The organism is Nitratidesulfovibrio termitidis HI1, from assembly GCF_000504305.1.
In the GTDB taxonomy this organism is placed as follows: Bacteria; Desulfobacterota; Desulfovibrionia; order Desulfovibrionales; family Desulfovibrionaceae; genus Cupidesulfovibrio; species Cupidesulfovibrio termitidis.
Genome location: NZ_KI632512.1, coordinates 1,709,996 through 1,724,812, shown reverse-complemented (window position 1 = coordinate 1,724,812; position 14,817 = coordinate 1,709,996). Strand labels below are relative to the sequence as shown.

General features: G+C 67.7%; 13 protein-coding genes. 12 read left to right on the top strand and 1 reads right to left on the bottom strand.

The features are described 5' to 3' along the window. Positions 1-88 precede the first annotated feature (88 nt). The 12 genes from DESTE_RS07065 (at position 89) to yjgA (ending at position 13,018) form a co-directional block, all read left to right on the top strand. A complete protein-coding gene (locus DESTE_RS07065) occupies positions 89-3,145 on the top strand; it encodes an NAD-glutamate dehydrogenase domain-containing protein (protein WP_035066414.1) in 3,057 nt (1,018 codons plus the stop codon). 172 nt (positions 3,146-3,317) lie between these two features. Then, the gene (locus DESTE_RS18200) at positions 3,318-3,521 is read left to right on the top strand and encodes a hypothetical protein (protein WP_198015398.1); all 204 of its coding nucleotides are present in this window, start codon (positions 3,318-3,320) and stop codon (positions 3,519-3,521) included. Between the two features lie 340 nt (positions 3,522-3,861). Next, a complete protein-coding gene (locus tag DESTE_RS07060) occupies positions 3,862-4,680 on the top strand; it encodes a transporter substrate-binding domain-containing protein (RefSeq protein WP_035069919.1) in 819 nt (272 codons plus the stop codon). 250 nt (positions 4,681-4,930) lie between these two features. Beyond that, the gene (locus tag DESTE_RS07055; RefSeq protein WP_035066412.1) at positions 4,931-5,944 is read left to right on the top strand and encodes an amino acid ABC transporter permease; all 1,014 of its coding nucleotides are present in this window, start codon (positions 4,931-4,933) and stop codon (positions 5,942-5,944) included. After that, positions 5,941-6,672 (top strand): amino acid ABC transporter ATP-binding protein, encoded by a 732-nt coding sequence (locus DESTE_RS07050; RefSeq protein ID WP_035066409.1) that lies wholly within the window; start codon positions 5,941-5,943, stop codon positions 6,670-6,672. The genes DESTE_RS07055 and DESTE_RS07050 overlap by 4 nt, the downstream gene beginning before the upstream one ends. Positions 6,673-7,139: 467 nt before the next feature. Further along, the gene (locus DESTE_RS07045; protein WP_035069918.1) at positions 7,140-7,922 is read left to right on the top strand and encodes a LysE family translocator; all 783 of its coding nucleotides are present in this window, start codon (positions 7,140-7,142) and stop codon (positions 7,920-7,922) included. 187 nt (positions 7,923-8,109) lie between these two features. Next, a complete protein-coding gene (locus DESTE_RS07040) occupies positions 8,110-8,523 on the top strand; it encodes a hypothetical protein (RefSeq protein ID WP_035066407.1) in 414 nt (137 codons plus the stop codon). A 95-nt stretch (positions 8,524-8,618) separates the two neighbouring features. Next, positions 8,619-9,434 (top strand): MogA/MoaB family molybdenum cofactor biosynthesis protein, encoded by an 816-nt coding sequence (locus tag DESTE_RS17585; RefSeq protein WP_035069917.1) that lies wholly within the window; start codon positions 8,619-8,621, stop codon positions 9,432-9,434. 166 nt (positions 9,435-9,600) lie between these two features. Beyond that, entirely contained in the window at positions 9,601-10,890 is a 1,290-nt protein-coding gene (locus tag DESTE_RS07030; protein WP_035066405.1) for an HD domain-containing phosphohydrolase, read from the top strand. A 47-nt stretch (positions 10,891-10,937) separates the two neighbouring features. Then, positions 10,938-11,798 (top strand): UbiA-like polyprenyltransferase, encoded by an 861-nt coding sequence (locus tag DESTE_RS07025; protein ID WP_035066403.1) that lies wholly within the window; start codon positions 10,938-10,940, stop codon positions 11,796-11,798. A 62-nt stretch (positions 11,799-11,860) separates the two neighbouring features. Then, on the top strand, positions 11,861-12,355 hold the full coding sequence (locus tag DESTE_RS17160; protein ID WP_051384358.1) for a hypothetical protein: 495 nt from the start codon (positions 11,861-11,863) through the stop codon (positions 12,353-12,355). A 123-nt stretch (positions 12,356-12,478) separates the two neighbouring features. Next, positions 12,479-13,018 carry a ribosome biogenesis factor YjgA gene (yjgA, locus tag DESTE_RS07015; RefSeq protein WP_035066400.1) on the top strand — a complete coding sequence of 180 codons (540 nt, stop codon included), beginning with the start codon at positions 12,479-12,481 and terminating at the stop codon, positions 13,016-13,018. 138 nt (positions 13,019-13,156) lie between these two features. On the opposite strand, the gene DESTE_RS07010 is transcribed toward yjgA, so the two are convergent. Further along, complete coding sequence (locus tag DESTE_RS07010) at positions 13,157-14,680, bottom strand: tetratricopeptide repeat protein (RefSeq protein ID WP_035066398.1); 1,524 nt, start codon at positions 14,678-14,680, stop codon at positions 13,157-13,159. Between the last annotated feature and the right edge of the window lie 137 nt (positions 14,681-14,817).

Below are 14,817 nucleotides of genomic sequence, written 5' to 3'. Positions count from 1 at the left end.
GCAACCACTCCCTGGACCAGAAAACGGTTGCCACGGCGGGCCATTGCGCTATCCTGAACGGTAAACTGTCCGCCACGGAGGATGTCCCATGGCCGAGTCCCATGCCAAAGGAGTGGAAGAAGCGCTCACGCTCGTCAAGGGTGGGCTCGGCGGCATTGCCGATCAGGTGGTGCCGTGGTTTTTTGCCAACATGCCGGACTATTACCTGCGCACCCATTCGGTGACGGAGCAGGTGCACCACCTGCAGGCCATCATCTCCGGCCGGGTGGTCACGGACAACCACGCGGTGCGCCTGGCCAGCCCGGACGGCCGCAAGATCACCTACATATCCCCCTCCGCCTCGCGCGACCTGCACGGCATCCTGGCCGGACTGCTGGGTGAGCACATCGAGACCGCGCGCATTTACACCACGGCCGACGGGCAGTTGGGGCTGAACGAATTCCTGCTGGCCCCGCAACCCCGTGCGGGCAGCCTGCACACCGGTGACGGTGGCGGCGACCTGTTCAGCGCCGCCCTGGACGCCATGCGCGCCAGCGGTGAACTGCCGGAAACGGAACTGGCCCCCTTTGCCGCGTTTCTGGCCACCGCCAACGCGGAATACGTGGAAAAGTTCGACCCGGTGCGGGCGGCCCGCCATTTCCGGCTGCTGCGCGAGATAGGCGGCGGCGACGACACCGGACTGCTCATCGAACAGTGCTCGGCCCCGACCTTACCCCCCGTGCCCCCCGTACCCACTGTTCCGGAAGGCGTCAGTGGTGGCGGTATCGTGCTGTCGGCGGAGCCCTGCGACGCCCGGCGCGAAACGCGCATCGTGGTGGCCATGCGCCACCCCCCGGCCACGGGCCTGCTGCTGCAGATCGCCCGGATCATGCGCCGCCTGGACATCACCGTGCACCGCTCCTACGCGGACACCTTCGCCGACGCCTCCGGCGAGACGGCCATCATGAGCTTCTACGTGTCGCACAAGGGCGACCTGATCCTGGACGATTCCGCCCTGTGGCAGGACCTGCGCAAGAAGCTGCGCCTGGTGAAGTGGTTCGCCCCGCACGAACTGGAAATCCTGGCCGACGAGGAATCCTGGCCCATCAAGCGCATCATGCTGTTGCAGGCGGCCTGCGGCTTTGCCCACGTGTTTCTGGCCAAGGACAACCAGTGGGCCTTCAGCACCCAGAACGTGGTGCGCATCGTGCTGGCCCGCCGGGCCGAAACCGCCGCGCTGGTGGACTGGTTCGAAGCCCGCTTCGACCCCACCCTGGGCGACCGCGAGGCGGCCGCGCGCAGGCTGGAGGCCGATGCGGCGGATGCCGTGAACGCGGTGGCCGACGAGCGCGAGCGGGCCGTGCTGCTGATGATCCAGCGCTTCTTCCGCCACGTGCTGCGCACCAACTATTTTCTCGACACCATCTATGGCCTGTCCTTCCGGCTGGACCCGGAATTTCTGCCGGACGCCTACCGGCAGGAGGGCGAGGAACTGCCCTTCGGCGTCTTCTTCTTTCATACCCCCGGGGGGCTGGGCTTTCACATCCGCTACCGCGACATGGCGCGTGGCGGCGTGCGCGTGGTGCCCACCCGCACCCAGGAACAGTTCGAACTGGAATCGAACCGCCTGTACGACGAGGTGCGGCGGCTGGCCTACGCCCAGCAGGTCAAGAACAAGGACATCCCCGAGGGCGGCGCCAAGGCGGTCATCCTGCTGGGACCGCTGGGCGACGTGGGGCTGGCCGTGGCCTCGGTGATCAACTCGCTGCTGGACGTGGTGCTGCCCGGCCAGGACACCCCGGCCCTGCCCGGCGTGGTGGACTACCTGGGCCGCGAGGAAATCATCTACTGCGGCCCGGACGAGAACATCCAGCCCGCGCATATCGCCTGGATGGTGGAGCGCGCCCGCCAGCGCGGCTACCGCTGGCCCTCGGCGTTCATGAGTTCCAAGGCCGGGGCGGGCATCAACCACAAGCAGTACGGCGTCACCAGCATAGGGGTGATGGTCTTTGCCGAGGAAATGCTGCGCCACCTCGGCATCGATCCCTTTACCCAGCCGTTCACGGCGAAGATCACCGGCGGGCCCAAGGGCGACGTGGCGGGCAACCTGATGCGCCTGATGTTCGAGGCCTACGGCGACAACGCGCGCATCGTGGCCGTCAGCGACGGGCATGGCGGGGCCTGGGATCCGGACGGACTGGACCAGGCCGAACTGCTGCGCCTGGTGGATGCGCAGCGCAGCATCAGCGCCTTCGACCCCGCCCGGCTGCGCGGCGAGGGCGCGTGGGTGGTCACGTCCGACACCCCGGAAGGGGTGCGCCGCCGCAACACCCTGCACAACACCGCCCACGCGGACATCTTCATCCCCGCGGGGGGGCGGCCCGACGCCATCAATACCCGCAACTGGCACGATTTCTTCGACCGGGGCGGGGTGCCCACGGCGCGGGCCATCATCGAAGGGGCCAACCTGTTCGTGGCGCCGGAGGCGCGCAAGCGCCTGGCCGAGCGGGGGGTACTGGTGGTGCACGGCTCGTCGGCCAACAAGACCGGGGTCATCTGCTCCTCGTACGAGGTGCTGGGCGGCCTGGTCATGACCGACGAGGAGTTCATCGCCCACAAGGACCGCTTCGTGGCCGAGGTGCTGGACATCCTGCGGGTGCGCGCCCGCGACGAGGCGCGCCTGCTGCTGGCCGAGATACGCCGTTGCGACGGCTGCAAGGCCCTGCACGAGATTTCCGTGGACGTCTCGCTGGAGATGAACGCCGTGGCCGATGCGTTGTACGCGGCGCTGGTGGCGCGCGGCGAACCGGTGGAGGCGGACCCGGCCCTGCGCCAGGTGCTGCTGGACTACCTGCCGTCGGTGCTGGTGGAAGGCTTTCCCGAACGGATATTCGGGCGCATTCCGTTGCGCCATCAGTACGCCCTGGTGGCCGCGCACACGGCCTCGCGCATCGTCTATGCGGAAGGCGCGGGCTGGCTGGCCCCGCTGGCGCGCCAGCGCGATGCCGAAAGCGTGGCCCGGGCCTGGCTGCACGAGGACGCGCGCATCCGCAACCTGATCACGGCGGTGTCGCGCAGCGGACTGCCGGAAGCCACCGCCGTGGTGCACCTGCTGGAACGCGGCGCGCGCAAGCGGGCCACCGAAGAGGCGCTGGGGCTGGAATGACCGCTGCGGGCGGGGCCGTGCGGGGGCGTATGCGAATCGGCAAGGCTGTCGCGGGGGCAGGCGCCGCACTTGCGGGCTTGATTTTTCGCGGGGGCTCGCCCAATATGCCGGGTTCGCTTCCGGGGGCACGGGCAGGCGTGCATTGTCCGGGGGCGGGAAGGAGGTTGCTGCCGTGAACAGGGATAAACTTCACAAGGACGGACAACACAAGGACGGTCCGTTGAAGGACCGTTACAGGCGCGGTTTCGTCGAGGTCATGTGTCCCAAGTGCCGCACCACGCGCATCATCGTGGTGCCGGAAGAACCCATGCCGCGTTGCGAGACGTGCCGCGTAGAGATGATTGTCAAGGAAGTGCTTACGGAGGGGAAGTACTAGTCCGCACGGCGCACTTTCGTCCCCGGCGTCGTCAGATTTTGCCATTTGCTCCGGTCACGTACGACAGAGCGCGCTGCGGTCGCCATTCGTAATGCTCGCAGGCTCGCATAACGACTGCCGCACGCTCCCTCCGCAATTGGCGCATCTTCCTCGCCGGAGAACGAAACTCCTGCCGTGCGTACAGGATGCACCAGGCATCCACGAAATTTCAATGCGGACTCCCGTGGGGTCCGCGCCGCGCCCCGCGCGTTTTGGGCGGATTGCCGACGCCCGCCGTGCGTCGGGGCGCGGCATCGCGTTGCCGGTTGTGGTTTTTCAACGATATCCGATGGAGGAACGCATGAAACTGTTCAAGCTGCTGGCTGCCATGGTGCTGGCCGTGCTCGTCGCCGCGCCCGCCATGGCCGCCGACATCGAGCTGGCCAAAAAGTCCACCCTCAACGAAATCGTGGCGCGCGGCGAGTTGCGCGTCGGCTTCGACGCGGGCTACATGCCCTTTGAAATGACCGACAAGAACGGCAACTACGTCGGCTTCGACATCGACCTCGCCAAGGAACTTGCCAAGGCCATGGGCGTGAAGTTCGTGCCCGTGAACACCGATTTCGACGGCATGATCCCGGCCCTGCTCAGCGACAAGTTCGACATCATCATCAGCGGCATGACCGTGACCCAGGAACGCAACCTGCGCATCAACTTCGCCAACCCGTACATCGTGGTCGGCCAGTCGGTCATCGTCAGCAAGAAGCTGGAAGGCAAGGTCAAGACCTGGGAAGACCTGAACAAGCCTGAATACACCGTGGTTTCGCGTCTCGGCACCACCGGCGAGGAAGCCGCCAAGCGCATGCTGCCCAAGGCCAAGTACAAGTCCTTCGAAAAGGAAGCCGACGGCGCGCTGGAAGTCATCAACGGCAAGGCCGACGCCTGGGTGTACGACATGCCCTTCAACGTGGTGTTCATGGCCGAACAGGGCAAGGGCAAGGCCATGCACCTGGACAAGCCCTTCACCTACGAGCCGCTTGGCTTCGGCATCAAGAAGGGTGACCCCGACTTCCTGAACTTCCTGGACAACTTCCTGAGCCAGATCAAGAACGATGGCCGCTACGACCGCATCTACAGCAAGTGGATGAAGTCGACCGAGTGGCGCGCCCAGGTGCAATAGAGGTCTGATAGTCGAATGGTTTGCGGCAGGGGCGGGCATCCGCCCCCCCCGCCATGCCTGCGGCCTCACGGTTTCGCGCGGGCGCGGTTTCTTCGTTTCTTCCCGTCACCGGGTAAGGGCAGCGAACCGCCCCCGCGCAAAGCCATGCGGCTTTCGCCGCGCCCTGGCGCGGCCATCTCCCCGGCGCTTCCGCCGTCCGCAGGGTTTTGCACCCGTGCCGGGCACGCGGCAACGCGCAAAAGGATTCACGATGACGCAGTACAGAGGGCTGGACAAGCCCAAGGGCAGGAGCTTCTTCCTGTTCTGGAAAGGCATGTTCGTGGCGGCCATGCTGGCGCTGGTGGCGTTCTTCTGGGTCGCTTCCTCGTCGGTGGAGTACATCTGGCGCTGGAACCGCGTGCCCCAGTATTTCTGGGTGAACGAAGCGGCGGACGTGCGCTCCGAGGCCGAAGGCGACGTCACCATCATCGACCGTCAGGGCAACGAACAGCGCGTGGTGGTGCGCGACGCCTCCGGCGAGGAACACACCCACCTGCTGCCCGGCGAGGGCAAGGTGCTGGTGTCTTCCGGCGACTTCGCCTACCGGGGCGACGTGCTGGGCCGCTACCAGATGAACAGGCCCGGCATCCTTCTGGAAGGGCTGTGGGTAACCCTTGAAGTCAGCGTGCTGGCCATCATCGGCGGCATCGTCATCGGGGTGGTCACGGGGCTGTGCCGCATCTCCATCAACCCCATGCTGCGCTGGGGCGCCATCGCCTACATCGAGATCATTCGCGGCTCGCCGCTGCTGGTGCAGATATTCCTGTGGTATTTCGTGGTGGGCACGCTCATCAACGCCCTGCTCGAACACGTGGGCCTTGGGGGCATATCGCCCCTGTGGTACGGCGTCATGGCGCTGGCCCTGTTCACCGGGGCGTACGTTGCCGAAATCGTGCGCGCGGGCATCCAGTCGGTGCACCGTGGGCAGATGGAGGCCGCGCGCTCGCTGGGCATGAGCTACGCCCAGGCCATGCGCAAGGTCATCCTGCCCCAGGCCTTCCGGCGCATCATGCCGCCGCTGGCCGGGCAGTTCATCAGCCTGATCAAGGATTCGTCGCTGCTCGGGGTCATCGCCATCCGCGAACTGACCAAGGCCACGCGCGAGGTGGTCACCACCTCGCTCCAGCCGTTCGAGCTGTGGATCGTCTGCGCGGTGCTGTACCTTGTGCTTACCTTCACCCTTTCGCTGTTCGTGCAGTACCTTGAACGCAGGGCCATCCGATGATCAACGCCACCAACGTCCACAAGTTCTTCTACACCCCCGACAAGTTGCACGCCCTGTGCGGCGTATCGCTTGCTGTCGCCCCCGCCGAAGTGGTGGTCATCATCGGCCCCTCCGGCTCGGGCAAGAGCACCTTCCTGCGCTGCCTGAACCGGCTGGAATACGCCGATGAAGGGGCCATCCTCATCGAGGGGCGCGACATCCTGGACCCGGACTGCGAGATCAACGAGGTGCGGGCCGAGGTCGGCATGGTGTTCCAGTCGTTCAACCTGTTTCCGCACCTGACCGTGCTGGAGAACCTGACCCTGGCCCAGACCACCGTGCGCAAGCGCGGCAAGGCCGAGGCCGAGAAGAAGGGCATGGAGCTTTTGCGCAAGGTGGGCATTGCCGACAAGCACGGCGTGTACCCGGACCAGCTTTCCGGCGGGCAGCAGCAGCGCGTGGCCATTGCCCGTGCGCTGGCCATGGACCCCAAGGCCATGCTGTTCGACGAACCCACCAGCGCCCTGGACCCGGAAATGGTGGGCGAGGTGCTGGACGTCATGAAGAATCTGGCCCGCGAAGGCATGACCATGGTGGTGGTGACCCACGAGATGGGCTTTGCCCGTGAAGTGGCGGACCGCGTGGTGTTCATGGACCAGGGCTCCATTCTGGAAGTGGGGTCGCCGGACAAGTTCTTTACCGCGCCGGAGCATGACCGGACCAGGCTGTTCCTGAGCCAGATATTGTAAGTTCGCTCAGGCCGCGTCCTTATCGCCCTTTGGCGTGCTGACCCGAAGGGCGTGAAGCGTGGCCGTTAGGCGAGCTTGCGAGCCTTGCCCCAGCCGTAGGCGCGTCAGCGAGCCGTACGGATGGGGCAGCAGCGATACGGCCATCGAGAGCAGAGCGTCAGATTTCGCCTTGGCTCATCTTTCTTGCCGGAGAACGAAAATCCTGCGGCCCGACACAGCCTGACGCGATTCGGCGTGGCTTCTGAAAGGCAAAGACACCGCGCATCTCGCAGGCAATTTCCGGGGCATTCCATGCAATGGATGCCCCGGTTGTCTTCACGGTGCGCCCCACTTCGGGGTGGGCAGTGCCCCCTGTTGCCCCCGTGCGGTGTAACGGGTAGAGTCGCGCCCATCCGCGAACGCGTCTGGTGATGCGTCTGGTGGCGCGTCTGGTGGCGCGTCTGGTGTTTGCGGTGCGAGGGTTTGCCGTGAATCATGAATTTCTGGCCTTTCTGGGCCTGGCCGCGTTGCTGGTGGTAACCCCCGGACCGGACACCATGCTGGTGGTGCGCAACTCGCTCCGCGTGGGTGCGCGGGGTGGCGTTGCCACCACGCTGGGCTGCGTGTCGGGGCTGCTGGTGCACGTGGTGTGTTCCGGCCTTGGCGTATCCGCCGTGCTGGTGCATTCCGCCGGGGCCTTCCACGTGGTGCGCCTGGTGGGGGCCGCCTATCTGGTATGGCTGGGCGTGCGCGCCCTGCACGGCGCGTGGAAGGGCATTCCCGATGCGCCGATTGCGCCGATTGCGCCAATTGCGCCAATTGCGCATGACGGCCCGGTCACGCCGGATGCCTGCGGAACGTCCGGCGCCGCGCCGTCCGGACCGGCCCATTGGCGGGCGTACCGCGCGTCTTGCGCAAACGCGCACGGCATGGTGCGCCGGGCGTGGGTGGAAGGTTTTCTGAGCAACGTCCTGAATCCCAAGGTGGCGGTGTTCTATCTGGCCGTGCTGCCCAACGTGGTGGCTGCCGGGGGCATGGCTGACGGCGTTGCCGCCTCCGGGGCGGCGGCGTTGGGCGGCGCTTTTGTCCGGGCCTGCCTGTTCGGCGGCATGCAGGCCGTGGTGGCCGTGCTGTGGTTTTCGTTCCTGTCGGTTTCCGTGCATCGGGCGCGCGCCACGTTGTTGCGCCCCGGCGTGCAACGGGCCCTGGAAGGCGGTGTGGGCGGGCTGATGGTGGGCTTCGGCCTGCGCCTCGCCCTTGACCGAAGCTGATCACGACCGCGTCGACCAGTCGGGTTGGCCCGGTTGGCGCGGTTGGCCTGTGCAGCCCATGCAGCCCGTTCAGCCCGTTCAGCCCGTTTAATCAGTCCTGTCCGTCCGGTTCACGGGGGCCATCCGGTCTTACCTGTGCGTGACCACGCACGGCCCACGCCGTGCGGCAGCTTCAACGGAGGTTTTCATGCGGCGAATTGCCATGCCGGTTCTTGCTTCGGCTGCCCTTGTCCTGGTTCTTTCGCTTGCCGGATGCGGCGGGCGCGGGGGGCTGTCGCACGTGGCCACCGATCCGCTGATGGGAGCCTGCCAGAAGCGTTGCCAGCAGGACGACGAGTACGGCGTGCTCACCCGCAATGGTTGCATGCGCGGGTGCGAGGCCACGCAGGTGCGCTTTCCGCTGCGCGGCAGCCATTACCTGTCCGAGGAAGCCTGCGTGAAGGGCGTGGATGCCCTGAACGTGGACGAGCAGTTGCGGGTCATGAACGCCTACTGTGAAGACACCTGGGTGAACATCCACAGCCGCAAGGGCTGCAAGGATGCCGCGCAGACCTTTTACGACGCCATGGGCGAGCATCTGTGCCGCCCCGACGCCCGGTAGGGCCAACAGGCCCCGCCCGTACAAGAATTCGTCCGCACCTCCGGGGGGAAGTTCGAAGCATGACCATGATGCACAATGCATGCAGGGAGGCCGCCATGGGCGACGACCGCGTGATGCTTGACGTTGCCACCATGCCCGTGCCCAAGGGGGGCATCATCGCGCTGGCCGCTGGCCCCGTGGGGTTGCCGGGGGCGCTGCCCGCGCTCTCCGCCGTGCAGGCGGACGTGGTGCTGGGGCTGGCCGTGGGCGCCACCCTGCATGACGCCCTGCTGGACCCCATGGGCGATGCGCTGTTTCAGGTGGTGGGGCGCACCCTGCTGCCTCGTTCGGGCTCGGCGCATGCCGGGGCCTGCGTATTCGTGGAAGCCCTGCGCGACGAGCCGGGGGGCCGGGTGCTGCATCTGCTGGCGCGGCGTCAGGGGCGCGCCCTGGCCTGGGTGACCCTTTCCGACAAGGGCGCGGCCGGGCTGCGCCACGACGCCAGCGGCCCCACCATCGCCGAGATGGTGCGCGGCGCCATGCCCTTGTGCATCGAGCGCGGCTACCTGTTGCCCGACGACGGCCAGCGGCTGCGCGCCTTGCTGGTGGACCTGGCCCTGACTCAGGGCTACGACCTCATCCTGACCACCGGGGGCACCGGCATCGGCCCGCGCGACGTGACGCCGGAAGCCACCCTGGCGGTCATCGAACGGCGTCTGCCCGGATTCGAGCAGGCCATGATGGCTGCCAGCCTGACCAAGACGCCCAACGCGGTCATCTCGCGCGCGGTGGCGGGCACCCTGGGCGGGGCGGTCATCGTCAACCTGCCCGGCAGCCGCAAGGCCGTGGCCGAAAACCTTGCCGCCGTGCTGCCCGCGCTGGCCCATGCGCTGGACAAGTTGCAGGGTGATCCTGCCGAGTGCGGCGGGTAGGGTCACTCCCTGGGAGCACGACGAGTTTTGGCATGCCGGGGCACGCATCACGGCAGTCATATCCAACAATCAACCGGCACCCTGCGGCACCGCAGCGAACGTAAACGGGCATCACGCATTTCGGGGGAAAGCGCGGTGGACCGTCCGTCCCGTCAGAGACACACCCATGCAGCAGCCTTTGCAAGTCAGGCTCATTGACCTGACCGTGGCCTTTTCCCGCGCCCTCGACCTGGTGAGCCCGGCCGTGGCCTCGCACCACGTGCACGTGGGGTTCATCGCCGCACGGCTTGCCGAGCGGCTTGGCCTGTCCGACAGGGACAGGTGCGAACTGCTGCTGGCGTCGCTGATGCACGACGCGGGGGCCGTGCCGCTGAAGGCGGCACTGGAAGGGCTGGTCTTCGAGCAGGACATGGATTCGCACTCCCGCGCCGGGGCCGTGATGTTGGACACCTGTCCGCGTCTGGCCCAGGCCGCGCGCCTGGTGCGCCATCACCATGCGCCGTGGTGCCACGGCAGGGGAGAGGACGGCGTCCCCGCGGCCGCGCACATCATCCACATGGCCGACAGGATGGACGTGCAACTGCGGCGCGGCGAGGATCCGGCCCGGCAGTTTCCCCGGGCCATGGAGCGACTGGAGCGGGGGCGCTCCATCCTGTTCCGGCCCGATGCGCTGGATGCCCTGTACGACCTGACCGCCGACCCCGATTTTGCCGCCGGGCTGCGCGCGCCCGAATGCCACCTGCACACCGGTGCGGGCGGCAGGCTGGAGGACGAAACCCTGGATGCGGACGGGGTCATTTCCTTTTCCACGCTGTTCTCGCTGGTCATCGATTCGCGCAGCCCTTTCACCGCCACCCACTCCAGCGGCGTGGCGGAAACCGCGCGTCTGCTGGCGCGCTGGGCCGGGTTCGATGGCCCGCAGGGCAAGGTGCTGTACGTGGCGGGGCTGCTGCACGACATCGGCAAGTTGGGCGTTCCGCTGGACATTCTGGAAAAGCCGGGCCGTCTCGACGACCTGGAAATGGCGCGCATGCGGCGTCATGCGGAACACAGCATGGACATTCTGGCCTCTGTCCCCGGCTTTACCCAGGTGGCCACCTGGGGGGCGCTGCACCACGAGCGCATGGACGGCAGCGGCTATCCGTACGGGCTGACGGGCGACGATCTGCCCCTGCCCGCGCGTATCGTGGCCGTGGCCGACGTGTTCACCGCCATTGCCGAGGACCGGCCCTATCGGGGCGGCATGCCGCCAGAGGCGGCCCGCGCCGTACTGCGCGACCAGGCCCGCGACAACAAGCTGGATGGCGCGCTTGTGGACCTGCTGCTCTCGCGCTACGAAGAAATGGACGATGCGCGCCGTCAGGCCCAGGAGCGGGCACGTCATGAATTCGGCCTGGTGCGCGAAGCGCTGGCGCATGAGCCGGACGATGCGGAGTGCCGTGAATCGGCTGCCTGAAACGGTATGCACCACCAAACTGAAAAGAACGGAACCGGACGCACCCCATGAATCCCTTTTCGCGCATTGCGGCCATCTGCCGCATGATCAAGATCGAACACTCGGTGTTCGCGCTGCCCTTTGCCTATGCCGGAGCCTTTCTGGGCGCCGGGGGCTGGCCGGGCCTGGCGCCCCTGCTGATGCTTACCGTGGCCATGGTGGCCGTGCGTTCGTTCGCCATGGCCTTCAACCGGCTGGTGGACCTGAAGTACGACCGCCTGAATCCGCGCACCGCGGGCCGTCCGCTGGTCACCGGCGAAATTTCCGTGGCCTGGACCTGGGCCTTCACCGTGTTCATGGCCGTGCTGTTCGTGGCTGCCTGCGCCGGCCTGAACCGGCTGTGCCTGTATCTTGCCCCCGTGGCGTTGCTGGTGGCCGCCTCGTACAGCCTGCTGAAGCGGTTCACCTGGCTGTGCCATTTCTTCCTGGGCGCGGTGCTGGGACTGGCCCCGGTGGCCGGGTGGATCGCCGTGGACCCGCAGTTCACCGTGCCCGCCGTGTTGCTGTTCTGGGGGGTGCTGTTCTGGGTGGCCGGGTTCGACATCCTGTATTCGTGCCAGGACATCGAGTTCGATCGGGCCGTGGGCCTGCATGCCGTGCCCGCCCACTTCGGCCTGCCCACCGCGCTGGTGGTTTCCGCCTTCTGCCATGCCAACGCGGCCATCTTCCTGCTGCTGGCGGGCTGGTCCGCCTCGCTGGGCTGGCCGTGGTACGCGGTATGGGCGGTCATTGCCGGGGTGCTGGCGTGGGAGCACCGCATCATCAGCCCCGACGACATGTCGCGGGTAAACATGGCCTTCTTCACCCTGAACGGCGTCATCGCCTTCATGGTGCTGGGGGGGGCGTTGCTGGGACTCTACTTCGGATAGGGGCTGATTCTGAATAGGCCTTTCGCCCGTTGGCTTCGGTTTCCACCGCCGGGAGGGCTTCCGTGCAGCTGACCATGGCGCAGGAATACAACCGCCGCAGGGTGCAGGCCATGTATGGCTGGCAGGTGGCGGTGCCCGTGCCGTACGACGGCATCGGCATGGACGGCGAGGCGGCAGGGCGGCTGCGCGAAGCCGCCGCGCAGGTGGCCGCCGATGCGGGCGTGCCCGTGGCGCTGGTGGCCCGGCGGCTGTTCGACTACGCCTACCGGCTGGAACCCACCGGCACCCTGGTGTTGCTGGTGGTCGTGCCCGAGCGTGGCGTGGAACTGTTCGTGGAAATGGGCGCGCAGCATTGGCGCCCCGTGCAGCCTGAAGATCAGGCGGCAGACAGCGCGGCTGCGGAGGACGGCGCCGATACCGGCACGCCAGGTGGCCGCAATGACGGCTCCACTGGCGGTTCCGTGATCCGCGACGGCGCTTCCGATGCGCCCGCAGGCGCCCATGGCCTGCCGGTGCTGGATATTTCCGATCTGATGGGTGGCCCGCGCCGCCGCTAGCCCGGGCGCATGGGCGCAACCGCCGGGGTGTCTCCCGGCCTGCCCCAGGCGCGCCCCTTCCGCCCGTTCCCGCCACGTTCGGGAGCCGACCTCATTCACGCATGGACAACAAGGAGAACGCGCATGGCGCGACGCAGGATACCCGACGCACTGCCCCCGTCCGGGGTGGCGACAGACAATGATATACGCGACGTGAGCCGCTCGCAGAAAAAGCGCGAGAGCAACGCCATGCAGACCCTGGGTCAGGAACTGGTCCGTCTGCCCGTCTCCAGGGTGCGCTCCCTGGGCCTGCCCGATGACCTCGAACGGGCGGTGCTTGAATGGCATGCCATGCCCACCCACGAGGCCAGAAGACGCCAGTTGCAGTTCATCGGCCGGGTCATCCGGGAGGGGGACTGGGAGGCCATCTCCGCGCAGATGGGCGAGGTGCGTGCCGTGAAGCAGACCGAGGACGACGAGTTTCATCGCATCGAGGAACTGCGCGAGCAACTGCTGGCCGCCGGGCCGGACCGCCTGCAACCCTATATGGAGCAGTGGCCAGACGTGGACCCGCGCCACTTGCGCCTGCTGGTGCGTGATGCGTTGGCCGAACGCGCCGCGGGCAAACCGCCCCGCGCCGGGCGCGCCCTGTTCCGGCTGCTGCGCGACGTGGCCGAGGAATAGCCGCTCCGTTCCTGCCGTTTTGCAAAAAGACGCGCCGGGTGCTTCCGCATCAGGCGCGTTCTCGTTGCAGGGGGGATGTCACAGCCCGTAATCGGCCATGCGACTGGCGGGCGGCAGGGGAGTCGGGCGGTTGTGCTGCTAGATGCCCGCCGCGCGCCACATCTTCAGGGTATGCCGGGCCACGGTAACCACGTCGTGCAGCACCGTGCCGCCCAGCAGGCGGTCCAGCAGTCCGGCGGGTTCTTCGTGGCCGTCCACGTCAATGCGCAGCGCCGTGCCAAATCGGCCCAGCATGCGGCGGTGCAACTGGCTGCCCAGTTCCGGGTCCGCGCTGGACAGGGCGCGGCACACGGCGGCGGCTGTGCGTTCCGGCGCATTGGTGAACTGGCAGGCACGGGCCACGTGCTCGTGCAGGGGGGCGCCGGGGGTCAGTTCGCGTCCGGCCAGCAAGGCGGCCGCCGCGTCGTCGATGCGTCCGTCGCGCAGCAGGCGCGCGGCCTCCGCCAGCAGCGGGTTGGGCGTATCCGGGGGCGAGTCGGCCAGAAGTTCGGCAAAGATGTTCTGGGCGCGCCGCCACTGCCGGGCGCGGGCATAGATCTCGCCCGCGCGGTTGCGGAATTCGCGGCTCTTGTCCATGTCGCCCTTGCCCCGCCAGGCATCGGACAGTCCCAGGCAGGCTTCGGCGTGCAGGGCATTGTAGCGCAGGGTGCGGTTGAAGGCGGTGATGGCCGCGTCCCACTGCTCGCGCAGCAGATGGGCCGTGCCTTCCAGAAAATGGGCTTCGGCCTCGTCGGCGGCTTCGGTCGCCGCATTGGCGAACTGTTCCAGGGCCCGGTCGAATTCCTCGTCCGAAAGCATCCGCGTGCCTTCGGCCACGGTGTGCGCCGTGCGCGATGCCAGTGCGCGCCGGGCGCGCAGCAACTGCCCGTCCAGCGTATCCACGGTGTAGGGGCGGCCCAGAAAGCCGCTGCACCCCGCGCCGATGGAGGACAGCACCGCCTCGCGCGTGGCCGCGCTGGACACCACCAGCACCGGCAGGTCGAGCAGGCGCGGGTACGAACGCAGCAGTTGCAAAAGGTCGAGGGCGGACATGTCCGCCAGTCGTTCGTGGCAGAGCACCACGTCAATGGGGGGCACTGCATCACTTGGGGGGGGAACCGCGTCGCTGTGCAGAGGAACGTCGATGGCGGGATGGGCCGCGTCGTGTTCTCCGGCGCGGGCACGGCGCTGCCGGGCAAGTTTGCGGGCAGCGGCGGTTCCGGAGGTCAGCACCGCCACGTTGCGGACGCCCGTCTGGCGCAACGCGCGGCGATCCACGGCGCTCAATTCCTCGCGCGGGGCCAGGATCAGCGCGCTGACGAACCCGTGCGCGGGCACGGCATCCATGCGAGGCGTGGCGGCCCACGGCGTTTCGGCGCGCACTGCTTCCACCAGGTCGGCAAGGCTGGCCGCGCCGCGCCCGGCCATGCGCATGGTGGGCGGCACGCCAAGGGCCGCGAGGCCGGTGGCGGTAATGCCGTCTAGTGGACGGGGCGGACGGGGTTCCCTGGGCGCTTTGGCCCGCGCTGCCGATTCCACGGACTGGAGCGCCCGGGCTGCCGTGGCGGCAAGGCGGTCGGGGGCGCGGTGGGACGGTGTGGCGTGTCTGGCTGCGGACTGCATGTGTGGCCTTCCTTTCGGGGGATCGCCCCGTGTACCGGATTCATCGGCGGCAGCGGGGGAAACTTTAGCGTGGCCGGTGCATGACGGGCATTTCCGGCATCCGGAACGGCGAAGGCCCGCCCCCTTGCGGGGACGGG